Origin of the sequence: Anaerotruncus sp. 1XD42-93 (assembly GCF_009917605.1) — a bacterium.
Classification (GTDB): domain Bacteria; phylum Bacillota; class Clostridia; order Oscillospirales; family Ruminococcaceae; genus Anaerotruncus.
In genome coordinates this window covers 1-26,588 of record NZ_QZEG01000044.1, presented here as the reverse complement: position 1 = coordinate 26,588, position 26,588 = coordinate 1, and the positions used below count along the sequence as shown (strand labels likewise).

The 26,588-nt window shown below is 44.6% G+C and carries 17 protein-coding genes; 16 read left to right on the top strand and 1 reads right to left on the bottom strand.

Annotated features, from left to right (window positions below):
- The 16 genes from D5269_RS13330 to D5269_RS13255 all read left to right on the top strand — a co-directional run.
- Positions 1-1,795: FkbM family methyltransferase (locus D5269_RS13330; protein WP_147407991.1), on the top strand; the 1,795-nt coding region annotated here is incomplete at its 5' end.
- Between the two features lie 129 nt (positions 1,796-1,924).
- Positions 1,925-5,671, top strand: coding sequence for a glycosyltransferase (locus D5269_RS13325; RefSeq protein WP_120486009.1), 3,747 nt, complete (start codon positions 1,925-1,927; stop codon positions 5,669-5,671).
- Between the two features lie 305 nt (positions 5,672-5,976).
- The gene (locus D5269_RS13320; protein WP_120486008.1) at positions 5,977-8,475 is read left to right on the top strand and encodes a hypothetical protein; all 2,499 of its coding nucleotides are present in this window, start codon (positions 5,977-5,979) and stop codon (positions 8,473-8,475) included.
- A 168-nt stretch (positions 8,476-8,643) separates the two neighbouring features.
- Positions 8,644-10,746 carry a DUF6311 domain-containing protein gene (locus D5269_RS13315; protein ID WP_120486007.1) on the top strand — a complete coding sequence of 701 codons (2,103 nt, stop codon included), beginning with the start codon at positions 8,644-8,646 and terminating at the stop codon, positions 10,744-10,746.
- Positions 10,747-11,694 (top strand): glycosyltransferase family 2 protein, encoded by a 948-nt coding sequence (locus D5269_RS13310; RefSeq protein ID WP_016316347.1) that lies wholly within the window; start codon positions 10,747-10,749, stop codon positions 11,692-11,694.
- Positions 11,691-12,104, top strand: coding sequence for a GtrA family protein (locus tag D5269_RS13305; protein WP_016316348.1), 414 nt, complete (start codon positions 11,691-11,693; stop codon positions 12,102-12,104). Before D5269_RS13310 ends, D5269_RS13305 begins: the two co-directional genes overlap by 4 nt.
- Before the next feature lie 285 nt (positions 12,105-12,389).
- Positions 12,390-13,946, top strand: coding sequence for an MBOAT family O-acyltransferase (locus tag D5269_RS13300; protein WP_016316349.1), 1,557 nt, complete (start codon positions 12,390-12,392; stop codon positions 13,944-13,946).
- Positions 13,947-14,366: 420 nt separating this feature from the next.
- Positions 14,367-15,773: an interleukin-like EMT inducer domain-containing protein gene (locus D5269_RS13295; RefSeq protein ID WP_166545184.1), complete on the top strand. Its 1,407-nt coding sequence runs from the start codon at positions 14,367-14,369 to the stop codon at positions 15,771-15,773.
- A 23-nt stretch (positions 15,774-15,796) separates the two neighbouring features.
- Positions 15,797-17,605, top strand: coding sequence for an HAD-IIIC family phosphatase (locus tag D5269_RS13290; RefSeq protein ID WP_120486005.1), 1,809 nt, complete (start codon positions 15,797-15,799; stop codon positions 17,603-17,605).
- Positions 17,602-18,426 carry a transketolase gene (locus tag D5269_RS13285; protein ID WP_199735740.1) on the top strand — a complete coding sequence of 275 codons (825 nt, stop codon included), beginning with the start codon at positions 17,602-17,604 and terminating at the stop codon, positions 18,424-18,426. The genes D5269_RS13290 and D5269_RS13285 overlap by 4 nt, the downstream gene beginning before the upstream one ends.
- Positions 18,426-19,340, top strand: coding sequence for a transketolase C-terminal domain-containing protein (locus D5269_RS13280; protein ID WP_158604980.1), 915 nt, complete (start codon positions 18,426-18,428; stop codon positions 19,338-19,340). Before D5269_RS13285 ends, D5269_RS13280 begins: the two co-directional genes overlap by 1 nt.
- A 553-nt stretch (positions 19,341-19,893) precedes the next feature.
- Complete coding sequence (locus D5269_RS13275) at positions 19,894-20,139, top strand: acyl carrier protein (protein ID WP_120486003.1); 246 nt, start codon at positions 19,894-19,896, stop codon at positions 20,137-20,139.
- Entirely contained in the window at positions 20,136-20,558 is a 423-nt protein-coding gene (locus D5269_RS13270) for a MaoC/PaaZ C-terminal domain-containing protein (protein ID WP_120486002.1), read from the top strand. Before D5269_RS13275 ends, D5269_RS13270 begins: the two co-directional genes overlap by 4 nt.
- On the top strand, positions 20,555-21,283 hold the full coding sequence (locus tag D5269_RS13265; RefSeq protein ID WP_120486001.1) for an SDR family oxidoreductase: 729 nt from the start codon (positions 20,555-20,557) through the stop codon (positions 21,281-21,283). Before D5269_RS13270 ends, D5269_RS13265 begins: the two co-directional genes overlap by 4 nt.
- Positions 21,284-21,823: 540 nt before the next feature.
- Positions 21,824-23,974: a methyl-accepting chemotaxis protein gene (locus D5269_RS13260; protein WP_120486000.1), complete on the top strand. Its 2,151-nt coding sequence runs from the start codon at positions 21,824-21,826 to the stop codon at positions 23,972-23,974.
- A gap of 629 nt (positions 23,975-24,603) precedes the next feature.
- The gene (locus tag D5269_RS13255) at positions 24,604-25,035 is read left to right on the top strand and encodes a hypothetical protein (protein WP_120485998.1); all 432 of its coding nucleotides are present in this window, start codon (positions 24,604-24,606) and stop codon (positions 25,033-25,035) included.
- A gap of 67 nt (positions 25,036-25,102) precedes the next feature.
- Here D5269_RS13255 and D5269_RS13250 read toward each other — a convergent pair whose 3' ends face one another.
- Positions 25,103-26,266: a hypothetical protein gene (locus D5269_RS13250; protein ID WP_120485997.1), complete on the bottom strand. Its 1,164-nt coding sequence runs from the start codon at positions 26,264-26,266 to the stop codon at positions 25,103-25,105.
- Positions 26,267-26,588 lie beyond the last annotated feature (322 nt).

Sequence of the window (26,588 nt, the reverse complement as noted above, 5' to 3'; positions counted from 1 at the left end):
ATATCGCTTCATGGCTCTATTTTCGCACTTTTATTTGGTTTGTGCAATATTTATTTTTCAAACAAGCCCTAGAAAAAGGGCGGTTGTTATGATGAAAATTGATGATATAAAGAGAAAATTATTGTTTTTTTACAACGAGCAGCAGAACAAAAATAAAGCAGAAGAGAGCGGAGACAACAAAGTAGATATTCAAGATTTATGGGGAAAACAATATGAGGTAACATTACATTTTACAAGAGATTTTGTAGCGATTCCGAATACCCATCGTAAGGGCTTATTGGGGAAAGCAGTAATCGCTTTTAAGCGTTTGTTTCGTAAAGGAACTTTTTACATCTTTGAACAGTTCTCTGCGCTGTTATATACATTTGAATCAAAATTGTTGGAACTCACAGGGCAGATGATTCGGACTTTGGATGTTTTAGGGAAGCGTTTGGAGAGCGTGGAAAACCAACAGGAAGAACAGCAAAATAATAACGTAGCAATGAAAAATACAATGTCTGATATGGCTGCCATATTAGGAAAACAAAGTGAAGATATGGATGATGTACAGACATTCTTAAAAAGGCAAAATGAAGAGATAGAGAATATGCAGGCATTGCTAAAAAAGCAGACGGAAGATATGAACGCTGCACAAGTATTGCTGAGGGAACAAAAGCAAAAGATGGAAGAGCAGCTGCAGCTATTTGATCAAGAACAGCGCCGTATAAATGAACAGACGGATACCTATATCAAACAACAGCTTTATGCATCTCAACAACAGATGGGTGAGTTTCAGAAACAGATTTGGCAGTGTAATAAGTGGCTACAAGATTTGAGGGAAGATACCAAGCTGGACAGCAAGCAGCAATCTATTATATATGCTTATAGATATCTGTTAAACAGGGAACCAGAAAACAATCAGTTGGTTTCTAATAACTTGAGAGATTGGCGTGAATTGCGGAAAGATATTTTGAAATCTACTGAATACCAGCTGGCTAAGAAAGATGATTTTGAAGATCAACTCAGCGGTATGCCATATCATAGTGTATGTGTAGACGATCTCACCTATTTCTTTGACAAGAATGATGTAATTATACCTGCGGGAATGCTTTCCGATGAAAAAAATTGGGCAGAAGATGACATCAAAAATTTTATAAGGATCGTTGACTGTTATTTTTACAAAGACAAGCCAGCTACTGCCGGAATTTTTTTGGACATTGGAGGAAATATCGGCACCACATCGATTTATTGCAAACTGAAGTTAAAACCGGATTTCCGTTTTATTGCTTTTGAACCTTTGGCAGAATTGGCCAAACTTTTTTCTGCTAACAGTGCTTTTAACGGAGCAAAAGATATTACGGTTGAAAAAATAGCTCTATCCGATAAATCGCTTACAAATGCAAAAATGGTTATCAACCAGCAGAATTGGGGAAACTGTAGGCTGACGGAAGGTGAGGACGGAGATGAAACCGTTGAAACGACGACACTGGATCGGTATCTTGAAGAACACAATATCGATGCCAGTGAAATTAAATATATCTGGTTGGATGTAGAAGGTCATGAGCCGGAAGTTTTAACTGGAGCAGCGAAACTTTATCAGGAACATAGAATCCCTCTATGCCTCGAGTTTAATCAGGATATTTATATGGATCAACAAAAATATGAGACAATGATCGGTATACTGGAACAATATTTTGAACAGTTTATTGTTTGCCAGAAGGTTGCTTCGGATGGGGATGTATTGCGGCCGGTCGGCGAGCTGCGGGCCGTTTGGGATGAATTTGAAGGGAAAACTTGCGATTTGATTCTATTTTGATAGCCAAGTTGGTCGAAGCAAAATAGATTGAAAAAAGGACCCCTTTAGAAATAGAGAAAAGGAGACCATTGGGATTTTTTAAACAGCTCTTGACGCAAAAAATTTCTGGGGAAGAGAGGACGATGTTTTGTGAGGATTGGTTTTGATTTAAGGCCATTTTATACAGGGTCTAGATTTAGAGGGATTGGTACTTATGTGAAAAATTTGCTGGAAGAACTGCTGGCCCTAGATAAAGAGAACGAGTACCATTTTTTAAATGTATATGGCAGATTCCCGCATGATCTGCCCACGAATGGACGCTGCTTTGTCCATTCGTACTATGCCGGACCGATGATTGCTGATTGCGGGGAACGGAATTTATATCGTATACCTGAGTTAGATAACGTAAGAAAGGCGCAGGTTCAAGACTTTTTACATAACAGCCAAATCGATATTATGTTTTTCCCCAGTGTAAATGAATATGGCAATATGTTTAAGGCGGAATGGTTTGATTCGGTCCGGACAGTAGGCATCGTTTACGATATGATTCCATTGTTGTTTCCAGAGCAGTGTCTATACGATCCAGTGTATAAAAAGGATTATATGGATAGCTTAGATTTCCTGAAAAAGATGGATGCGCTCTTGGCGATTTCAAACGCAACAAAAAAAGATATTGTTGAGTATTGTAATATAAAAGAAGAAAAGATAACAGTAATCTACACAGGTATTGACAATAGATATTTGCATTTCGATAGAGAGAACTATATACCGCCCAGATCACCTGCAGATAAATATCAGGGATATTTCCTTTTTGCTGGCGGAATTGATTTTAAGAAAAACATTGAAAATATCATCGTTGCGTTCTCAAAATTGGATAGAAAAAAGCATAACAATGTCAATTTAGTCGTTGTTGGAAAAGCAAGTCAGGACACGATTCAGCATTACATGGATGTGGCAGATCAGTGTAATATTGCTGATAGCGTCATATTTACAGGTTATGTGTCAGATGATGAATTGATGGCCCTGTATTGCCAAGCAAAAGCGCTGGTTTTTCCATCCTTGTACGAAGGATTTGGTTTGCCAGTTGTGGAGGCTATGGCCTGCGGTACGCCAGTTATTACATCAAACAGCAGTTCGTTGAAAGAGATTGCCGAGGGCTATGCAATATTAGTCCATCCCGAAAGAGTTCAAGAAATCTATTTGGCCATGAAGCATATTTTAGATGCGCCGGAGGAAATGAAAGTGCAAGCGCAAAAAGCGATTGCTCATGCCAGAGAATTTTCGTGGAAAAATGTAGCGGAAAAGACTTTGGAAACCATAAAAGCATTAAATCGAGGCTTTGTACCGACGAAGATTCATAAAGATTATTTTGTAAAAGATTTTGAACTTGCGGCAATTGCACAGGAACATAGCAATTGGAATGTTGAATTTACATCTACAGTTTGTCAGCGCGTAGCGGAGGAATTGCTTGCGCTGGAAAACGGTGGATTTATTCCCGCTTATCCGATTGGTAAAAGAATTTTATTTGACGTTACCGTTGTGCGTGATTGGGCAAAAAATAATTATGTAACCGGGATCGGGCGTGTTTGTTTGCGCTTGTATGATGAGTTAAGCCGTATGGCAGATGTCATGGCAGTCAGTAAAGATACTGTGGGAAAAAAACTGGTTTTCCGAGCCGTCGATATGGATACCTATGAGATAAAGAAGGATATTGTTGAGATTACTTCCGGAGATATTTATTTTATGCCGGAATTGCAGTTGAGAGGAATCCAAATTCCACGCAACTATCCGCGCGTGGGGCAACTGCAGGCCGCTGGTGTGAAAACCTATGCGGTTATTCACGATATTTTACCAGTTAATATGCCTCAATATTTCCGGAAAAATACAGTAGAAGCATTCCCTGGATATATCGAAGAGATTCTGACGGATTATGATGGCATTTTGGCAGTTTCTAAATCAGCGGCAGATAGCTGGATTGAATATTGCAAGAAACGCCAAAACATGGCTTCAGAGAAATATTTTAAAATCGGCTTTTTTCATAATGGGGTGGATAATGTACTCGTAAAAGAAGCACAGCATAATATAGCATCGGAAGTAAAAACTTTTTTTGATGGACAAACCTTTTTGATGGTAGGAACGGTCGAACCGCGAAAGGGTTATGAGATTGTTTTAAAAGTCTTTGAGGAATTGTGGGATAAAGATTTCGCAGGGAAGCTATGCGTCATTGGGCATATCGGATGGAATATGCAGAGCTTGGTTGAGGGAATGAAAAATCATGCGGAGAGCGGAAACAAATTATTGTTTATTGAAGCAGCTTCTGATGCTGTTTTAAGTTACGCTTATCAGCATGCTGCGGCATTGATTCAGGCATCGGCAGGCGAAGGATTTGGATTACCTTTGATCGAAGCAGGCGCTTATGGTTTGCCTGTGATATGTAGTGATATTCCGGTATTCCATGAAGTAGCAGGGGAATACGCGCTCTATTTTGACCGTAGCTATCCAACGGGGTTGCAAAAGATTTTATTGCATTTTTCCCAGGATTCTGATAATGGCCTGATACCGGATTCCCGTAAGATTAAAAGCGCAACCTGGAACGAAAGTGCGTGTTCCATAGCGAACAAAATGTTAGCTGATGCAGATTGGTATAAAGAAATCTTACCTTCCGGAGAAATTATAGATGCAGAACCTAGTACAGGATTCTATCAAACGGTAAAATATGCGGAACCGATCGATAAAGAAGGAACCAGCGCTCAGGATGTTGAAAAAGCGGTCTTGTTGGTTTATCCCAACAATTTGCTGCGCGGAGGGCAAGGCAACAATAATTATGTCCTGTCTCTTATAAGATTACTAAAGGAATTTGGTTATGCGGTAGATTTGTTTTCTTTTGAGAATTTCACTCCAGAGTCGACTTTTATAGATTATCAGGAGGAAAATAAAGAGGGACTAATCCGCAATCTTTATCTCTATGATTTTTCTAAAGGATATAAAGAAGAAAGTGCTCGGAGATGCCATTTTAGCCAGAATAAATTTTTGCAGGATTGGACTCATCCGGGGATGCATCTTTTATTTGAAGAGGCTATTCAACAGCACCATTATGTCGTCATAGGGGTTTTTTACAGCTTTTTGGCAAATTTATTTGTTGATGCAGATATAAAAGCGAAAAGGATTTATTTTATGCTAGATAGTATGTTCCTGCAACAATCATCTTGGGATGTAGATAAAACAAGGCTAGGACAGCTTATGGATGAGGAGCTATCGAAATTAAAATTTTTTGATGAGATTTTATGTATATCATATGATGAAAAAATCATGTATGAGAAACTGCTTAGCCGCCCGATCGGCTTCTTACCGTACATTATACCTGTAAAAGCTAATCCTGTTATTACGCCCGTGAGAGATCGAAAATATGATGTTGCTTTTGTTGGATTTGATAATCCTTTTAATGTAGAGGGATTGCAATGGTTTATTGACAAGGTATACCCTATGTTGAACCAGGATATAAAAGCAGTTTTCGTTGGATCGGTCACTAAAAAAATACAGAGAGTGCCGAGTTCTGTTACTATAATTCCATTTGCACCGGATTTAAAGGCTTTGTTCGATGATGTAAAAATTGCTATTTGTCCTATGTTTAAAGGAACCGGTATGAAGACAAAAGTCGTTGAGGCGATGGCCTATGGAATACCGATCGTGTGCAATGAACGTGGTATAGACGGATTCCCAGATAAATTGCTTACAGGATGCATTGTGACTGATGATGCAGAAGAATTTGCAAAAGCAATAAATCATTTATTATCTGATGAACAGTTTTATCGTGAAAAGGCAGGACAAATACAAAAATATTATAAAGAATTGTTTGACAGAGAAAAATACAAACGGCTATTACTCAAGGTAGTTTAGTAAGGAATGGGGACAGTTTATGAAAACCATATTCGCAAAGTGAAAAACCGTAGAGTATAACTCATGCTTATTATCGCTATTGTTGTTGACGCTTACTTTTTATTGTGGGTGTGTTCGAGAAGGCATATCAGTATGCCTGACATGAACAGCCTTACTGGGACGGGATCGTAAGCGCTTTAAGCCAACAGGGGGAGCTGTCGCTCGGAATGTGGACTCTAGACGCAGCTATAATCCATGAAGTGGACTGAGGCTGAGTTACAGCAGTTGGGTTCTGTGGATTAAGAAGAAAAAGGGAGTGAACATACATGGAAACGAGTAAGGCAAGTAAACTAGGTGTGATAATTTCATCCACGCTGTTGGTATTTACTTTTTGCATATTTGGTCCGTTTCAGATCTATCTCACAAATGTATCTGAGGTATTCTTTTCTTTTGGAGATATTTGGTGGGTCTGTGCTCTCGCCGCACTTATTTCTGGCACTGTCATTATTGCAATAGGACTGTTTCTGAAAGGGAAGATGCGGGGATTTTATTGCTGTGCCCTCTGGGGGCTTTCCTTGGCCCTCTATATCCAAGGAAATTTTGTTCCTACAGATTATGGAACATTGGACGGAAAGATTAACTGGGAACAGTATAGCGGAGTAGGCATCTGGAATACCATCTTCTGGCTCATTTTGCTTGTGCTACCTTTTCTGCTGTATAAATTTGCTCCCCGGTTTTGGAGACCTACGCGTAATTACATCGCACTTGTCATTTTGGGTACGCAGATCGTGACCCTTTGCACGCTTTTCTTTATAATTGATATCGATTTTGACGCTAAACCCAACAGGGACTTTCAGTTAACAAATTTGGGCCGCTTCCAATTATCCAAAAATGAAAATACGTTGGTGTTCGTCTTGGATGCGTATGACAGCCAGTATTTTTCAGATTTTATAGAGCAGCATCCGGAATATAAGGAAACGCTTTGGAGCGATTTCACCTTTTACCCAAATACTGTTGGGGGAGCAACACGCACGATCTTGGCAATGCCGCAAATTTTGACAGGTAAATACTACACTAATGAGGACAGCTATCCACAGTATTTGGAAAATGCCTATCAATCTACGGATTTGTATCGTGCCCTGCATAGCGCCGGATATAATATTGGTGTTTACACAGATAGCCAGTTTATATCTCCAAGTATGAGTGATTTAATCATGAATATGCGTTCTGGCAGAAAACAAATAAGATCTTATCCGGTTTTAGCCTATTATTTATACCGTTTGACTGCATGCCGGTATCTGCCGCATGAATTGAAGAAAAATGTCTGGATGTATACTGGCGATTTTAACGCGGCGGCAGACAATACAGGAAGTGAGGAATCCACTTATTTGATAGATGATGCCCTTTTTTATAGGGATTTAACCCAAAATGGAATCACATTACAAGACGATACGAATGTATACCGTCTCTATCATCTATTTGGAGCTCATGGCCCCTGCACCTTAGATGCGAAAGCACAAAGGAGTAAAACGGAAACCTCATTGGAAGAACAGCAGATGGGGGTCATGCATATCTTGGAGACTTATTTTGACAAGATGAAGCAGTTGGACATTTATGACAGCGCCAATATTGTTATTTTGGCGGATCATGGAAGCTTAAATTACACGCAGAATCCTCTGCTTTTGGTGAAAAGAGGGCAAGAAACAAAGACATTTACAAGAAGCGACATTCCAGTTTCTTATACAAATTTACATCCGACACTTCTATCTTTTCTTCAAAAAAGCACGGATTTTGGGAAAAGCATCTTTGACTTAACGTATGAGGACAACAAAGAGCGCTTCTTTTACATACATTCAGATGACGGTGTTGCGGTTGAATATGTAATTCAGGGAGAGGCTTCCGATCCTAATAATGTGCATGAAACAGGAAAAACATTTTCAGTGTTTGTGAATAAGGAGCCTGAGAAATATCGTTTGGGTAACACGCTGTACTTTGATGCTCAGGCAACAGGGCTTCAGTATGCAGTCAAAGGATTCAGCCGACCGGAAGCAAGCCATACATGGACAGATGGACATGAAGTAATTTTGTCGATCCCGCTTGACGAGACAGCTCAAAAAGATATTTTTGTGTCAATCTCGTTGCTGTCAGTTTTGAAGGGAAGTCAGCGGGTAGGGATTTATATCAATGACCAATTTTTAAACAACTACTTAGTTTGTGCGGATCATCTTAATTTTACAATTCCAAAAGAAATGGCTGGGAAGGATGAATTGCTGATTCGTTTGGAACTGCCTGATGCAGCATCTCCTGGCGCGGATGATACTAGAATACTTGGATTGGCCTTTGAGTCTATGGTGATCGGTGAAAAACAGGTAACAGATAAGGAGTCGGAAATACTTTCTCGGAATTATTCCATTGGGGATAAAATCGTTTTCACAGAAGAAAGTAACGGAACAAGATATTTCTCCTCAGGGGTTTCCTATATTGAAACGGATTCCGCATGGTCCTCTGGAAAAGCTGGCCAAATCATTTTGGCTATGGGCGATTTTTCTGGCGCTTTAATGGGAGAATTTGAATTAAAGGATATCTATGCAGGGCCACAAAAGCTGATTGTTCGTTCTAACGGACAAATCCTTTATGATGCGGAGATCACTTCTGTGGAGGAACCAGTTAAATTTACAATCCCGGAAGGGTGCGTCAAAAATGGACAACTGGTACTGGATTTGGAGTACCCAAATGCTGTTTCTCCGGCAAGCCGTCATGAGAGTACAGACAACCGTGAGTTAGCATTACGCTTTTCGTCAATCTATTTTTACGAAAATAGATAGAAGTGAGAGGTTTTTTAAAATTCTATAGGTCAGAATGGTTGAACAAATAGAACGGGCCCGTTCTATTCATAGCTCTGATTCTAAATTCAGAGCTATGAATCTTTCTGATCTTGAATGGAACGTATCCTTTTTGATCGAAGAGAGTAAGAAACTGAAAGGAAAAAGAAGATGGTAAAGTTTAAAGAGTGGCTGATCAAAAATATGACAGTACTGATAGCAGGGGCCATAGGAGCATTTGTCTTTATAACAATATATGGAACGAAAATATTAAATCCTTGTTATACAGATTGGCTGATGAGCGGGGGAGATCTGTCACAGCATTATCTGGGATGGAAGATGTATCGGAATGGAGATTGGACATTCCCTATTGGTTTAACAGATCAACTTGCGTATCCGTACTACACTTCGGTTATATTTACAGATTCGATCCCTGTTTTTGCAGTTTTCTTTAAACTAATTTCTCCAATACTTCCAAATGATTTTCAGTATTTTGGATTCTGGGGGATCTTCTGCTTTATTTTGCAGGGAATGCTGTCCGCGAAAATTCTGCAAAAATTTTTGCGGAAGAAGTCGTTTATCTTGTTGGGAACAGCTTTTTTTATTTTAAGCCCTATCCATATTTGGAGAATGTTTGCCCATACAGCTTTGGCGGCTCATTGGCTGATTTTGCTGGCTATTTATCCCATCGTATATTATGAAGAAAAATTTTATAAAAGTAAAAATGCAGTTCTAATATATGGGCTGTTAGGAATTCTTTGCAGCTCGATACATCTCTATTTTATGCCAATAGTCGGAATGGTTTTGTGCGGTTTTCTTTTGGTCAGCATGGTAAAATCCAAAAAAATTTTTGAAAGCCTGCTTCCCTTGTTTTCATTCCTGTCGATGGGGATTATCACAGTTTATCTGCTGGGTGGATTTGCTTCGCATGCGTCTGCTGGTGGATTAGGGCATTACAGCTTTAATCTTAATAGCTTCTTTAATCCAATGGGATGGTCAATCTTTTTAAAAGATTTAAAAACTTATACAACGGGACAATATGAAGGATTTGCGTATTTAGGCTTAGGAGTTCTGTTTCTGCTTTTTGTAACGCTGCTCCATGCAGTCAGTGAGATTCATTTCTCATCTGTCAAGCTCAATAAAGAGATGGCAGCTGGGCAGATTGAAAAGATCGCGTACACTTTAATTGTACTACTGTCTTTGATGGCGGCGGTTTCCCCGACGATTTCTTTTGGAGAGCATCTGTTGGCCAAGGTTCCGATTCCCGCTGCAATAGAAAAAATTTGGAGTATTTTCAGAGCTTCGGGCAGATTGGTCTGGCCTGCGGTATATTTTCTTGTCCTGTTTGCAATCTGTGGGGATCGGGTTTTTGTGGACCGATGCAGTACGCTGCCTGCCAACCAGCCTGAGAAACTGGGGAGACGGATTGATTTGAAACTATTGATACTGGCGTTCTGCATTTTATTACAGGTGATAGATCTGAGCGACAGGTTCAAAAGTATCCATAACCGTTTTGCAACAGAGGTCCAATATCAAAGCATGCTGAGCGACCCCTTTTGGGAAGAGGCGATGAAAGAAGAGAAGATAGAACATTTTATTTTTACCAAGCCCGGGGATCAAGCGCTTCTCTACTCGATCACGGAACTGGCGTCGAATCATCAGATAGACATTGGAGATTTTTATTTTGCCAGGGGCATAAAAAATGGAACGATCCAAGAGACTTTAAACGAAGCATGGAGCAATCCAAGGGATGATAATCTGTATCTGTTCACACAGAAAGAGGAACGATTGCGGGCCGCGCGTTTTAAAGGGAATCTGTATCATGCGGATGATATTTTTATAGGGTATACTGGTGAATTAAACGCTCAAAAAATGACAGAACAGGAGGTCCGTGATCTTCTGTTTATAGATGTTACCTTTCAGGATAAGAAGTATATGAAAGGTGATGGCGAGGACAAGGACGGAATCCGATATCTGGAACCAGGAGGGCTTTCTTATGGCCCTTATGTAGCTGCACCAAAAGGCATCTACAAGGTAACTGTCCTTGGAAAAGGGCTGCAAAGCGCAAATGTCTTTTGCCATTACAATAATGGCTCCACACCAATAGATATCTATAATCTGAAGCAAAGTAATGAGAGAATAGAGTTTGAATTGAATGCAGTGGAAGATATCCCAAACCTGGAGGTATTGATTCAAAACAGGTCAGATTCGCAGATACAGATTGAGAATATCTGGATTACAGTCTGGGATGACGATAGGCGGGAGGTGGAATAATTGAACACAGTATCTCTTGTAGTGCCCTGCTATAATGAAGAAAAAGCGCTCCCGTTTTTTTACAAAGAGATTTGTAAAATAGCAGATCAAATGCAGGATTCTCAATTTGAGCTGATCTTTGTTGATGACGGCTCAAGAGATCGGACATTGGAAATCTGCAAAGAGTTAAAGCTTTTGGATGGGCGGGTGCATTATCTTTCTTTTTCAAGAAATTTTGGAAAGGAAGCAGCACTTTATGCAGGATTAAAAGCTGCGGCAGGGGACTATATCGCGGTAATGGATGCTGACCTGCAGGATCCGCCGGAGCTGCTGAAGGACATGCTCTTTATCCTGCAAAATGACAATCAGATAGATTGTGTAGCAACCCGCCGCACCACCCGAAAAGGGGAACCGCCCATTCGCTCCTTTTTTGCGAAAAGTTTCTATAAACTCATCAATAAAATCTCAAAGGCAGAGATTATGGATGGGGCGCGTGATTTCCGGATGATGACCCGCCAGGTAGTGGATGCGGTTTTGTCTATGGGGGAGTATAACCGGTTTTCCAAAGGAATTTTTGGTTGGATCGGGTTCCGCACAAAATGGTTGGATTATGTGAATGTGGAACGGGTGGCAGGTGAAACCAAATGGTCCTTTTGGAAACTGTTTCTGTATGCGATTGATGGTATCATAGCCTTTTCGACAATGCCTTTGGTAATAGCGTCTCTATCTGGTATCTTATTTTGTATAACGGCTATCCTGATGGCAGTTTATTTTGCGGTAAAGACAGTTTTATATGGGGACCCTGTGGCAGGTTTTCCAACCTTAATTTGCCTAATTTTGCTGATTGGGGGAATCCAGCTTTTCTGTATCGGTATTTTGGGCCAATACTTATCGAAAACTTACTTGGAAGCAAAGAAAAGACCGATCTATATTGTAAAAGAAACCGATAGAATGGAAGGTCAGAATTGAAAAGATTACGCTCTCTGTTTGACATAAGATTTTGGAAATTTCTTCTGGTGGGGATCGTTAATACAATCGTGGGCATGGCGATTATGTTTGGGCTATATAACTTAGCAGGGATGGGCTATTGGTTTTCCTCAGCGGCCAATTACGTGGTAGGAAGCATAGTGAGTTTCTTTCTCAACAAGTATTTCACCTTCCAGAATAAAGGGTGGTCCTGGAATCAGGTATGGAAATTTGCTGTAAGCGTAGGAGCCTGCTATATCATTGCCTATGGAATAGCCAAGCCGTTGACGATCTGTCTCTTAGTTGGACAAAGCATCAAAATGCAGGAAAATACAGCCATGCTGGTAGGAATGTGCCTATATACGGGACTCAATTATTTAGGGCAGAGGTTCTTTGCTTTCCGCCAGGGGTAGGTAGAGCTTGCATCCAAAAATGCAAGAGACATCCTTGGATGAGCATTGACAGGAAGAATCGAATCAATAATGACAAAAAAGTTCGAACTTTTTTGTCTCTCCTTAACTAGGAGAGACAAAAAAGTTCGAACTTTTTTGTCTCTCCTTAACTAGGAGAGACAAAAGAACTTGATTGCGAACGATTCCTCTCCACACCAGAAATTTTTGTAGATTATACCCGGTCAGATATATCCCTAACAAGGGGCAACCTTTTGTTTAATAGCTTGTGAGAGGGGATCGTTCTTTATGAGTATTGTATCTTTACATTTCTTTATATTTACGGGAGTTATCCTTACACTTTATTGGATTTGTGTTCCAAAGTGGCGTTGGATTGTTCTTTTTATAGCGACAAGCTATTTCCTGTTTCTGAATACATACCGTAACATTGCAGCTTGCGCCATCTTTGTAATGGATGTGCTTACCGTCTGGCTGGCAGCACTGTGTTTAAAGAAAAATCTGCAAGAACAGACAAAAAAGAGGATACTATTTTTCACATTGTTTTTTGTTGTGGCAGTGTTAATCCTATATAAAGAGCTCTCCTTTTTTATTAACAATATCAATAGCATAGGGAGGATTGCAGGTATTGACTATGGTTTAAGACTTCCGAAATGGGTAGCCCCCTTTGGAATCAGTTATTTTACCCTCATTCTGATCGGTTATCTATTGGATGTTTATTGGGGGACAATCGAGACGCCGCAGAAAAATCCGTTGAAAATGATCCTGTTTGCAGGATATTTTCCCCAGCTCACTTCTGGCCCATTTTCACGTTACAACGATATTGCAGGAAGCCTGTTCGGGAATGCCAGCTGGAATCTGAAGCGGGTCCAATTTGGTATCCAGCGCTTTTTGTGGGGGTTGTTCAAAAAGTTGGTGATAGCGGAACGTCTAGCGGTAGCTGTTTCAACAATTTATGATTCGAAACCGCTGCCGTTGCAGGAGGATACCTATGTCGGACTCATGGTGGTAATCGGTGCATTTGTTTATGTCGCACAGCTCTACACTGATTTTAGTGGTTGCATGGATATTGTGATTGGGATTTCAGAAATGTTTGGGATACCGCTTGCAGAAAACTTTTGTCGTCCCTTCAGTTCGACAAGTCTCTCTGAAATCTGGCGGCGTTGGCATATGACACTAGGCTTTTGGCTGAAAGATTATGTCCTTTATCCGGTTTTGAAATCAGGCTGGATGAACCGTGTGCGCAAGTTCTGCAAAAAGAAGTGGGGAAAATCCGCTTCAAGGGACATCCCCACTTATATCGGCATGTTTATTACATGGTTCTGCGTCGGATTTTGGCATGGCGGGTCTTGGAAGTATATTTTCAGCAGCGGCCTGTTCTTTTTCGTTATGATCGTTGGAGGATTGCTGCTTCAACCGGTTTTCCATAAACTAATTACTCTGTTGAAGATCAATACAGACACATGGTCCTGGGTATTTTTTCAGCGGATGCGCTCATTTTGCCTGTTCTCCATTTCGGTTTCGTTTGGCAGACGGGCAGACCTCCTCGATGGGTTGCGGGCATGGAAGACAGTGTTCACCAACTGGAATCCATGGGTATTGTTTGACGATACCATCTTTCGCTTGGGTCTGGATCGGAAAGATTTTGACGTTTGTGTAGTGGGCCTGATTGTAGTATTGATCGTTTCTATGCTGCAAAATAGATATGGAAGCGTCCGGGAGCTGGTTGCCAGACAAAATCTACTATTCCGATGGGCAGCCTATTTGGTTCTGTTTTTCTCAGTGCTGATTCTGGGCTGTTACGGACCGGGCTATAATCCGGCAGATTTCATTTATGGAGGCTTTTAAAGGATGTGGGTGAAACGCAACACGTTTTTACAGGGAATCAAAGTGGTGGCATTTTTGGTGGTGTTGGTTATTTTGTGGGATATTGTGAATGCAATATTTGTAAACGGACCCGATAGTCACAAATATTTGTTCAAAAATTTTTATGAGGCACCTGCCGACGAGGTCGATGTTGTTTACATGGGAGCAAGTTCAACATGCTGGAATTGGAATCCGGTGGTAGCATACCACGAAAATGGAGTGGCATCACAGATGATGGGGTCTGAGCGGCTTGCTCCTGATGCGTTGCCCTATTTGATTAAAGAGGCCAGACAGAAAGATCCAAAACTATATATCGTAGATGCACAGCGGCTGGTAGGTACCTCAAATGACTTTATAGGGGCACAAGGAGCGATTACAAATCTGAGGATTTCCAAAAACAAAATGGATGCTATGAAGGATATTCTTGAGGAATATACAGATGAGGAGAAACTTTGGGGGTACTTCCCGATTGCTTATTTCCATAACAGATGGAAAAGTTTGGGGTATAAAGATTTCAAACCTGCGGATTATGATTTTCTGGGCTATTCGATGCGTGCAGTCGCGGGGACTGCCCTGCCGCAAGGGAAAGAACAGCTGGATGCTGAACCGAGAACATTGAATGGCTGGCAGCTGGAAAATCTTAACAAGGTATTGCGCGTTTGCAGTCAGCTGGACGGTCAAGTACTTTTTGTGATAGCGCCTAACAATGATGGAAATGCAGGGTATTACAGATACATACAGGATGTGGTTACGAAAGCAGGATTTGATTATATCAATGCAACGGGCTATTTAGAAGAAATGGGAATCGAGATTGGAGATATGAGAGATATTTCTCATCTCACTATGTACGGCGCAGAAAAATACACGACCTGGCTCAGTGGGGTGGTAGCAGAGAAGTACAACCTGCCCGACCGTCGGGAACAGGCGAACTACAAATCCGCAGCACTCTACGAGTCGGAATACGAGGATTATCTTGAAAACAAGGTCAATCATGGCGTCATGCTGGGGAAGTATCTGGAGAGCATCACCGAGACCCGGTATTCGGTCCTGATTGCGGCGCGGGATGAGGCATCAGCGGGTCTGAACAATGAAATTGTAGAACGGCTGCGCAAGCTGGGGTTACGGACAACCCCCGCGGGAGGCTATCGCAGTGCCTATCTCGGGGTGGTGGATCATGGAAACCTGCTGTTGGAGCAGGTGGGCGAACCGGAGGGCACAGAACCCTTGCAGGCGTCCGGGGCACTCGCAGACGGGACACCTTTTATCCTGCAAAGCGGTGGAAATCAGTCTAGCAACCATGCTTCCATCATCGTAGATGGCGTTGAATATGCGGTCAATTCGCGCGGCCTGAACATCGTGGTATACGATAATTTTGCGCACAAGGTAATTGACAGCGTTGCATTCGATACCTTTGACCAATCACTCGCGGCAACGCGCGGGATTCCCAACCTGCCTGAGCTGAAGATTTCCGCTGAGGAGGTTTCTGCGCCCAAGGTGACCGGGACAAGCCGCGTAGAGGGGATTGAGATCCCGAATGGGCAGAAGGCGAGGGTTCGGTTCGATGACGTACAGCACGGGAAAACCCTATACCTCTCCCTGGACGCAAACGACATCTATAACATCCTGCTTTGCAGGGGCGAGCGCGTATATGCGCTCTATACGGTTTGGCAGGAGCCGGAGCAAAACAATCTCCGTTCGACCCAGATTGAACTTTCGGATGGAGATGCGGCGGCTGGTTTTGACAGCCTGATGATCGTCCCCGTCAAGGGCGACGGAAAATACAGCGTTGGACATGTTATCGTTTTATAAATCGAAAGGCAGGGAAAATTTCTATGCAGGAAAAATTCACCCCTCCATTTTCGGGAGAGCTGCTTTCCAAGCGGAAGAAGCTTCGAAGGGAGCTGCTTGAAAGCGGCGCAGATTTTATTGACAAACGCATCGCAATCCTTGGAGGATCGACGACCCACGACATCAAGGACGCACTGGAGCTGTTTCTGCTTCATCACGGCATCCGCTGCACCTTTTACGAGAGCGAGTATGCGCAGTACTGGCAGGACGCCATGTTCCCCAACCCGGAGCTGGAAGCGTTCCGTCCGGACATCATCTATATACATACCTCCAACCGGAATATCTCCCGGTATCCGCTCCTTTCGGAGTGTGCGGAGGAGGTGGACGCACTTCTGGAAGCAGAATTTGCTAAATTTTCCGGCATGTGGGACCGTCTGCGCCAGGTTTACGCCTGCCCGGTGATCCAGAACAATTTTGAATATCCGTTTTGGAGGCTGCTCGGGAACCGGGACGCGGCCGATTTTCACGGGCGGGTCCACTTCCTGACCCGTCTGAACCTCCGCTTTGCACAGTATTCGCAGGAGAACGACAGCTTTTTCATTAACGACGTCAACTACCTTTCCGCCAGCTACGGCCTGGAACAGTGGAGCGATCCGTTCTACTGGCACATGTATAAATATGCGCTTGCCCTGCCCGCGATCCCTTATCTGGCGCACAGCGTAGCCAATATCATCAAGTCCCTTTACGGGAAAAACAAGAAGGCATTCGCCCTCGATCTGGACAATACCCTCTGGGGCGGGATCGTCGGGGACGACGGTGCGGAAAATTTGCAGGTTGGGCAGGAAACCTCGATGGGCCAGGTCTACAGCGAATTTCAGGAGTATATCAAGGCGCATAAACAGCTGGGCGTCATCCTGAATGTGGTGAGCAAGAACGAGACTGAAAATGCGATGGCCGGTCTGAACCGCCCGGACATGACCCTCAAGCCGGATGACTTCATCATGATTAAGGCGAACTGGGAGCCAAAATCACAGAATATCATCGACATTGCACATACCCTTTCACTGTTGCCCGAGAGCTTTGTATTCGTAGACGACAACCCTGCTGAACGGGAGATCGTCCGGCAGCAGATTCCGAACGCGGCTGTCCCTGAGATCGGGGAACAGCCGGAACGCTACATCCGGGCGATCGATCGGATGGGATATTTCGAGGTGACGCAGCTTTCCGGTGACGACGCTGCCCGCAACGAGATGTATCAGCAGAACGCCGCCCGGTCACGGGCAGAGGTGTCGTTCGCCGATTACGGGGAATATCTCCAGTCGCTCGGGATGCAGGCCGAAATACAGGCATTTGCTCCCATGTATCTTTCCCGGATCGCCCAGCTTACCAATAAGTCCAACCAGTTCAACCTGACTACCCGGCGGTTCACACAGGCCGAGATCGAAGCGGTCGCGCAGGATGACCGGTACATCACCTTGTACGGAAAACTGGTGGACCGGTTCGGTGACAATGGGGTGGTATCGGTTGCGATCGGGGAAATCCTCCAGAAGCCGGAGGGCAGTCTCTGCGATATCACCCTCTGGCTGATGAGCTGCCGGGTACTCAAACGGGATATGGAATTCGCCATGATGGACGAGCTGGTCCGGCAGTGCCGGATGCGCGGGATCACCCGGGTTGTGGGGCACTACTATCCGACCGCAAAAAATGCAATGGTCCGGGAATTCTATGCGGTGCAGGGATTTACGCTTGAGCGTGAGGACGAACATGGGAACCGCACATACATTTTGGACAACCTCCCGGATTACACGCCTCGAAACCGGTACATTGCGGTCAATGAGGAGGGGAAGCAGTGAATACCTTGAGAAAAAATATCTTTCTGGCAGCCTACAGCGGCGGGGTGGGGCACCTGGCCTCCGCGTTTTCCCTGGTAGAAATCCTCTCGGCGCTCTATCTGGAAGATGGGGTGATGCGCCACCGCCCGCAGGACCCGCAATGGGAAGGCCGGGATTTCCTGATCCTCTCCAAAGGACATGGGAGTCTCGCGCTTTATACCGTCCTGTGCAGGGCGGGCTACTTTCCGGAGGAGGCGCTCTGGACCTTCTGCCAGCCAGACACCATGCTGGGCGGGGAACCGAATACACTGGAATGTCCGGGGGTGGAGGCTTCCACCGGCTCGCTGGGGCATGGGCTTTCGATCGGCGTGGGGATGGCGTTGGCGCTCAAGAGCGACCACAGGCCCAACCATGTCTATGTGATCGTTGGGGATGGGGAATGCCAGGAAGGGTCGATCTGGGAAGCAGCCATGTCTGCGCCTGCGTTCGGCCTGGATAACCTGACGGTCATTGTTGACCATAACCGCATCCAGAAGATGGACTTTATCCATAAGATCATGGGACAGGACGCGCTTGGCGCACAGTTTTCGGCGTTTGGATGGCAGGTGAAAACCTGCGATGGGCACAGCATCCCGGAAATTCAGTCCGCCCTCACTGGGCAGCTTGAACCGGGCAGGCCGCACTGCCTGATTGCGCAAACGGTCAAGGGGAAGGGGCTGTCCCTGATGGAGGATAACCCCGCATGGCATTGGCGGATGCCCGGCAAAAAGGAACGCAAGGTATTCAAAGCGGAACTTGGGATCACCGACGAAGAGCTGGACGCAGTAAGGAGGGAAACATAATGCAGATGGCGTACATCACAGCGCTGTATGGCCTGATGAAGGAGGACCTGCGGGTCTGCTCCCTCCTTTCGGACAGCGGGACCGATTACGATATGATGATGGCGCGGGACTTCCCAGACCGGTGCTTTAATTTTGGCATTTCCGAACAGCATAAAGTGGGGGCCGCGTCTGGGATGGCTGCGCGGGGCAAGGTGCCGTTTGTTTATACCACGGGGGCCTTCCTTGCCTACCGCGCTTATGAGTTCATACGGGACGATATATGCTTCCAGAAACGCAATGTAAAGCTCATGGGTATGGGTATGGGTTTAGGTTGTTGGAGTACACTGGGCTGCTCGCATCACTCGACAGAGGATATCGCGGCCCTGCGCGCGCTCCCCAATCTGACCCTGCTCTGTGCCTCTACGCCGCACCAGCTCACCCATATGGTGCGGGCGGCATATGAGCAGGACGGCCCGGTCTATCTGCGGCTGGGCATGAGCGGGGAACCGGAGTTTTACGACGAAGGCTATCAATTCCAAATCGGCAGAAATGACACGCTGCTCGAAGGGACAGATTTTACCGTTTTCACCACCGGCACCATTTTGGCAGAGGTACACCCCGCAGTTTTGAAACTGCGGGAGGAGGGCTACAGCATCAAGCTGGTGGACGTCTCCACCATCAAGCCGCTGGATACCGCCGGGATTCTGGAAGCCGCCGCAGGCAAAAAGCAGGTGTTTACGGTGGAAGGGCACGCGGTAGCAGGTGGCTTGGGCGGGGCGGTCGCGGAGGTTCTTGCGGGACATGGCGGCACACCCCTGCGGCGGATCGGTCTGGAGGACCGGTTCGCGGAGGGCTATGGGAAAACCCGGCAGGTTCGTCGAGCCAACGGCCTGGATGCAGAGGGTATTTACCGGCAGATTAAACAGTCCCTTTAGCGGGCGGTGGCGCTGCCCCTCGGCCCCGCCACCTTTGAAAAGGTGGACGAAACTTTTGGCCAGGAAAATAGGTTCAGGAAATTGATTAGAACCCGTATTCACAACCATTCGGCACCGTCTGAGCGGGTCTTTTGCCGGCCTGGCGCGTTGAAAAATCTTGCAATACACAAAGGATTGTCTGCGTTTTTTCGCCTTGCAGGGCAGCAAAATCCCTCGCCCATCCGGCATCCTCTGATTATGAATACAGGTTCTTAAAAAACCAAAAGTTTTACGCAGTTTTTTCAAAAAATCGCGAATGCCAAAGGCCCTGCCTTTGGACGCTTGCTGCGCAAGCGGAACGACCTATCCCGAGAAGCGCATTTAGGGGGTGAATTGGCTCTGACTGAAAGTCCAGAGCCAAGAGGGGGCTTTTTGCAGGAGAAAAGGCCCCCTGCATCTCCCGGATAGGCTTCTGTATTTCCAGGAAAGCAGCCGCCCGCGGCGAAAGCCGCAGGCTTGGAAAAAATCCCTTCGATTCTTTCCGGGCGCTTTGATGATAAAGGAGGAAACAGCCATGACAAGAGAAACCGCATACGAGAGGGTCAACAAGGTGTTCCGGGATGTTTTTGACGATGAAAGCATCCTGGTGGAGGACCAGACCACCGCTGACGACATCGAGGACTGGGACAGCCTCGAGCACATCAACCTGATTGTCGCACTGGAAGAGGAATTCGGCATGAAGTTTGCCATGAATGAGGTCACCGGCATGGCGAATGTCGGGGAAGCGGTGGATATCATCCTTGCGAGGGCGGCCAAGTGAATACCTTTACCTACGATGAAATTACGGTTGGGCAAAAGATTCGTTTTCATGCGGCAGTCACGCCCGAACAGATGGAACAGTTCCGGGAACTCACTGGCGACCACAATCCCCTGCACACCGATGCAGAGTTCGCCCGCCGGAAAGGCCATCCGGACCGGGTGGTCTATGGGATGCTCACCGCATCCTTCCTTTCCACCGTCGCGGGGATGTATCTGCCGGGAGAACGCAGCTTGATCCATGAGGTCCAGCTGAAGTTCGTGAAGCCGCTGCTGCTATCTAGCAGCAATGACCTCCGCATAATTGCGGAGGTCATTGAAAAACATGATTTGTTCCGCCGGCTCACACTGAAGGTATCTGTTGAGGATGCGCAAGGCGTCAAGGTGCTGCGCGCAGTCATGAAGGTGGGGGTTTCAGAATGAGCAGGGTTTTATGTGTTTCGGGCGCGTCCAGCGATGTGGGGTGCTGCCTGATCCGGGCAGTGGCCGGAAATTACGACAGAATTGTATGCCACTATAACAGAAGCGTGGATGCAGTGGGAGAGCTACAGGAAACATTCAAGGAGAAGATTGTCCCTATCCAGGCGGATTTCGCGGACGAGGCTTCCACCATGCAGTTCGCGCAGACTGTGCTGGAACGCGGCCTGGCCCCGCAGCATTTTATACATCTTGCGTCTTCCTCCTCTTCCATCAACGTAAAATTCGGTAAAACGGACTGGAAATCGTTTGAGAGGGAGATCGGGATTAGCTTCCGTTCGGCTGTCATTCTATCGCAGGCATTCGCGCCGCTGATGGCCAAACAGAAGTATGGGAAGATCATCTATATGCTTTCCTCCCAGATGGTCTGGAAGCCGGCAAAACCGTTTTCCACCGCCTATACCTGCACCAAGCACGCCCTGTCCGGCCTGATGGAGAGCTTGTCCGCAGAGTATGCCAGCAAGCATGTGACGGTTAACGCTGTATCCCCTTCGATGATTGATACGAAATTTCTCCGGATACCCGATCTGGTCAAGCAGATGAACATTGAGGCCAGCCCGATCAAACGCCTGCTGACACCGGAAGATGTGATCCCAACATTTGCATTTTTGCTTTCTCCCGGCGCGGATACTATCACAGGGCAGAATATCCCTGTCACAGCAGGAAATTGACAAGCCATATGCCATATTCCGTCTGGGCTTGGTTTGCTGCCAGGAGGTATTGGGGAAGAGCCTCTGAACCTTTCCAATACGAACAGGATTTGTTGGCTTGGATTCGGACATATATCAGATCAGCTTGTAATAAGGCCAGCACCCAATTTATGGGTACTGGCTTTTATTATCTTATTTCTCAGTGGATTCTCAACTCAAACATTCGGTTTTTCGGCAAATTGGGCGTAAATATTTCCTTTTCATAAAATTGAAAAAGGAAAAGTTGATAGAGTCCGGTATATTAGATGTTACATAATCAGTAGTATTGATGTGGCTGGAAAAGCGGAGGTAAAATCAACTTAATAGGTGAAGTAACAACTATAAGATTTTTTGAAAATGAATTGACAATCGGAGAAGGAATTTTTATACTAGATAAGATTGGGCGCTGGATTGGATAAAATCATAAAAAATAGAATTGCAGGAACCATGATATTGGGCGCTGTAAGATTGTGTATTTTATTTCAACTCCCAGTCCGACTATTAGATAAAGGAGTAAGTTTGATGGCCAGTAAACCAAACACAAAAGAAAGAAGACATAAGCAGCAAAGCATTACCAGAAAAATTATCATAAAAATGGCGATTCTGATCGTTGTTTTGTTCGGACTCAGCGTCATCATAGCAGCCCTTTTATCCAGCCGATCTTTGAGGAAGGTCACAAACGAAAAATTAGTCCTGACAGCGTACGAGAATGCCTATACGCTTTCCAACAATATCGAGAGCTCTTATTCACAAACCCTTGGTTTTGCCGGGTCTCTGCGGAATATTTCGGCGTTGCCGCCAGCGTTCCAACGGCAGGCAATCGATAACGCGTTAGTGGGTATTTTGCAGCAAAACGACAAATTTACAACAGCATTTGCCTATTTCGAGCAAAATACAATCGCTGACGCCCAAGGAAAAACCTATCAGGAAACCGGCAGGGATATCGCCTATGAAGCTGTGGTCTACCCTGACGAAGCAAAAACAGGCTTTGTGTTTGAAAAGCATGAGGATGCCTTTGATAACTTTGACAAGGAATATTACCGCGAAATAAAATCCTCTGGCAAGCCTTATGTCATGGAGCCTTATGTTTATGAATTGCAAGGCAAGCCGATTATGATGATTAGCGTAATTGCGCCCGTCTATGATGTTTCAGGGAATTTTTTAGGGGTGGCTGGTTGTGATGTCGCTCTAGATGACCTGCAATCTCAAAACTTTACCAATGCCGGCTATTCTTCGGCCCACATGGTTTGCATGTCAGAGGATAATACCATATTAGTGGATACTTTACAAACAAGTACTGTTGGCCAATTGGCAAAGGATTGCGGTTATGAACAAATCGCTCCTATTGCAGACGAGATTAGAAGCATGAAAGCGGGCATGTCAGGGAAAGGCGATAAGAGCGTTTATTTGTTAAACGCAGAGCTTGACAATTTTGTTACAGGAAACCAGGGCTATTCTGTTATTGTTCCTGTTGATCTAGAAAGCGGAAATTTGTGGAGCTTGTATTTTTCTATTGATCAGAACGAATTTTATGCCCAGATTGTAAAAGACACAGCGCTTTTAACAGTGGCTGTGTGCATTTTAGGAATTTTGTTGCTGTCCATTATGTATTACAGCATTAAAAAACCATTGAAACCGATTGCCAATATAATGGCTGGAGCAGAAAAGCTCGAATCGGGCAATCTGCAAATCCATGTTCAGGTAGATTCTGATGATGAATTGGGCCGCTTGGCTGAAAGTTTTAATGCCACAAGCATTACTTTGAATAACTATATCAACGATATTTCCAAGCAGCTTTCAGAAATGGCTGACAATAATATGGCTATCAGTATCACGGAAGAATACATAGGGGATTTTAGCCCTATTAAAACGTCGATCGAAAGGATTGCCCATTCGTTAAATCACACCCTTTATAGCATCATCGAAGCGGCAAACCAAGTGACTTCCAATTCTGACACAGTTTCCTCCGGGGCGCAAACTTTATCCCAAGGTTCGTCAGAACAAGCGGAAGCGATTGAGGAACTGGCAGCCTCTATTGAACGCCTTTCTAATGATGTGATTAGCAATGCCCAGGAGGCGGAAGAGGCCAACACAACCGTTGCCCGGGTCAGCCAATGGATTGAAACCAGTAATCAGGAAATGCAAAAGATGGTTTCGGCTATGAACGATATTCGGAACACTTCAACAGAGATCGTAAAGATTATTAAAGCCATTGAGGATATCGCTTTCCAGACCAATATTTTGGCTCTGAATGCTTCAGTAGAAGCCGCGAGGGCTGGGGCGGCAGGTAAAGGTTTTGCCGTTGTAGCTGAGGAAGTGCGCAATTTAGCTGCCAAAAGTTCAGAGGCTGCCAAAGATACCGCTGCATTGATTGAATCCTCCATTGAAGCAGTGAAAAAAGGAAGAAGCATTGCGGATGAAACAGCACAATCTCTGGTGAATGTTGTTGAAGGGGCAAAAGATGTTGCTGTTTTTGTGGAACGTATCAGTACGGCCTCGAAGAACCAAAAAGATACATTGGAACAGTTGACGATAGGCGTTAATCAGATTTCCGGCATCATTCAGGAAAATTCCGCAATGGCTGAAGAGAGTGCGGCTGCTAGCGTTAAACTATTCCAACAAGCAAATACATTGCGTCAGTTGGTGGATGTTTTTGAATTAAAAAAAGTATAAGGATTCTTTATTTGCACAGAAAGCCACAGGCTTTCTGTGCTTTTTTACTTCCCCAAACGGTTCTTTTGAGGAAAATGAAAATGTTTAACCCCCTATTTACAAAGGTTTCAAGCCCATTATAATTTCCCCCAAAACCCAATCTGGGAATATCACCATGTCGTAGGGCAAAGTAATTTATTTTGCTTGGGGCAAACTGGTTTATCCCGTAATACTGTCACCCCGAAGTCCCTACTACATGGTGATACTGCGCAAAATGTTCCTAAATCCTCGTATTAAGCAGGGAAAGGATAGGCCGAAGGACAAAAAAGTGACCCCGCATCGTGAGATGCAAGGTCACTTTTTTCTATGTCGGAGGATGGTGTTTAGTACCCTGATTAGGATAAATTACAATGCCCTTGTATTGCTATTTGGCCCCTTACTTATTGACGACGCTATCTAAAAGGGATTTATTTTATTTTGTTTTGTTTTTGATGCGACTCTGGAATATACATTTTTATTTTGTCCTCAAAAAGTTTACAAACGGTTGCTTCTTCTCTTTATACCTTATGTAAGGCGAAACAAATAGAAATCCGCCGCGGAGGAAATCTCTATGGTTCCTTTACAAATTATAAAACGAAAGAAGGAGCATAATGGCTTATGTAACATGGGTTACCCCTGCAACATGGGATGGAAAATATCCGCTTCCCGATCTTCCTGCCGGGAAGATATGGACGGGCCCTTATCAAAATTCCGAAGGAACAGGATATAGCTGTATTGGTTTGGCTCGCATGGTGTTGGATGCGACTTATGGGAGGGGAGCCTCCCTCTCAAAAGTCTCTTTCTCAGAGGTATCTCCTCAGGACGCATTCAAAAATATAAAAAAAGGCGCTCGTGTCACATTTTCTTGTGGCGGTGATCAGCAGCATGGCTTAATCGTTGCTTCAAAGTCGTCTAGCGGTATTAAAGCTTACGACTGCAATGTGAAGGATGATAACACGATCAGCTATTACGGCTTGAGTTGGGCGCGTATGAAAGAAAAATACACAGGCATTATTGGCGGCTATAATCCTTCTGCCAGATAAACTATAAAAAACGGGATCTCGATATGGTCATACAACTGTATCGAGATCCTGTTTTTGAAAAAGGTGTCTATCCAACAATGTGCTCCCTCAGAGAATAAGAGTGGAATCGATACAGAGAGTCTCCTAACATCTCGATTTGTAAACTGCCAAACGGAACCAGAACGCCGTCCTTGGTGACAATGTGATCGTTCGAAAGGGGCGTTATCTGGTTCATTTCATAAAGAACTCCTACCTCAATCAAAAGAAGCTGTTCTTCCTGTTTTGCAGAAAGTGCGACTCCGCTGCACAAGCTACCAAACCCACCTATTAATTGGTAAGTGTTCGTTTTTGGATCGTACTGTTGCGAATTGCGCAGAAATGCCTCGTCAATATCAAAATATTTTTGAAGCGCTGCTTCTACCTGCTCTGCTTGCGGATAGTCGAATCCAGGAAGATAGCATTGTTCAAAATCTTGTGGGAGATTCAGTAGGTTATTTGCCGCACAGAAATTCACCAGATCGTCTGGGGAAAGCTCACGTGCAGAGCTCCAACTTTTAGAATAGAGATTTGCGCCACGAAAGAGAGGTTGAACCAACCGAGACATAGCCTCAAGGTCATTAGGATCAAATGAGGGTGGTTGCTGTTCGGAAGCTGGCAGGAGATAACTGCTGGTCAGCAGCCACTTTCCCTGTTCCCGGATTAAAACAAGGGTTTGGAGTCCGTTATCCATTCCCAAAAAGCAAGTCTGCAATCTGGCCGTAATCTGTTCGGGAGTGACTTCGATCAGCTCAATGGTTTCGGCCAGCCATTTGATTGGAGGAAAAGCTGCTCCTGCTCCATTGGGATTGATATAGATTTTTCCATTAATTTCCTTGCAAAGCATTTCTCGCTGTTTCATTCCTTGGTACAAGCAATCGGCTGTCAAATGTTCAAATGTGTCGAGAAAATAGCGATGGATGTCCTCCATTGATTGAAATTGTCTGGGGTCGACATCTCCGTATAGAGACGAAGCTTCATAATCAATCGGAAGCATGCCATCAATCTTCATATTGGAGCGGTCTGGCTCAAAATTCATTTGATAGAGTTGATCGCATAAAATAGCCTTTTCCAATGCCTGCCTGACAATTTCAACCGCCTCTTCTTCGGTTGCCATGCTGATGGGCTTCTGTACTGGCGGTACAATATCTGGTATATAGTTACAAGAGGCCAGCAACAATACAATACCAATTAACACCATCCATTTCTTACACATTGTTTTTCCTCCTTCCCCTGTAAAACAGGATTGTAGGTCATTACGGGGCGAACGAAACAGGAATTCTTCCCTGGATTAGTAGCTTTCTGAAAAGGAACTGGCTGCTCATTTCACGGGCGTCCATTAAGGCCAATATAGTGCTCATTAAAATGAAAGGAATAATTCCTTTCATTTGCTGATTTATATCTGGTTGTAAATCCTACTCATTATAACGCTTAAAGGTTTATAATGAAACTTTTTTAGAGAGTGTCTAGGGCTTGTTTGAAAAATAGTGAAGGCTGAGCTAAATCAACAAAATAGCGATAGCGGCAATGTAAACGAA

Excerpts from the sequence above, each read along its gene's own strand:
- D5269_RS13250 (WP_120485997.1), bottom strand. The coding sequence starts at position 26,266 with ATGTGTAAGAAATGGATGGTGTTAATTGGTATTGTATTGTTGCTGGCC.
- D5269_RS13260 (WP_120486000.1), top strand. The coding sequence starts at position 21,824 with ATGGCCAGTAAACCAAACACAAAAGAAAGAAGACATAAGCAGCAAAGC.
- D5269_RS13265 (WP_120486001.1), top strand. The coding sequence starts at position 20,555 with ATGAGCAGGGTTTTATGTGTTTCGGGCGCGTCCAGCGATGTGGGGTGC.
- D5269_RS13290 (WP_120486005.1), top strand. The coding sequence starts at position 15,797 with ATGCAGGAAAAATTCACCCCTCCATTTTCGGGAGAGCTGCTTTCCAAG.
- D5269_RS13300 (WP_016316349.1), top strand. The coding sequence starts at position 12,390 with ATGAGTATTGTATCTTTACATTTCTTTATATTTACGGGAGTTATCCTT.
- D5269_RS13280 (WP_158604980.1), top strand. The coding sequence starts at position 18,426 with ATGCAGATGGCGTACATCACAGCGCTGTATGGCCTGATGAAGGAGGAC.
- D5269_RS13255 (WP_120485998.1), top strand. The coding sequence starts at position 24,604 with ATGGCTTATGTAACATGGGTTACCCCTGCAACATGGGATGGAAAATAT.
- D5269_RS13320 (WP_120486008.1), top strand. The coding sequence starts at position 5,977 with ATGGAAACGAGTAAGGCAAGTAAACTAGGTGTGATAATTTCATCCACG.
- D5269_RS13275 (WP_120486003.1), top strand. The coding sequence starts at position 19,894 with ATGACAAGAGAAACCGCATACGAGAGGGTCAACAAGGTGTTCCGGGAT.
- D5269_RS13295 (WP_166545184.1), top strand. The coding sequence starts at position 14,367 with ATGGATGCTATGAAGGATATTCTTGAGGAATATACAGATGAGGAGAAA.
- D5269_RS13315 (WP_120486007.1), top strand. The coding sequence starts at position 8,644 with ATGGTAAAGTTTAAAGAGTGGCTGATCAAAAATATGACAGTACTGATA.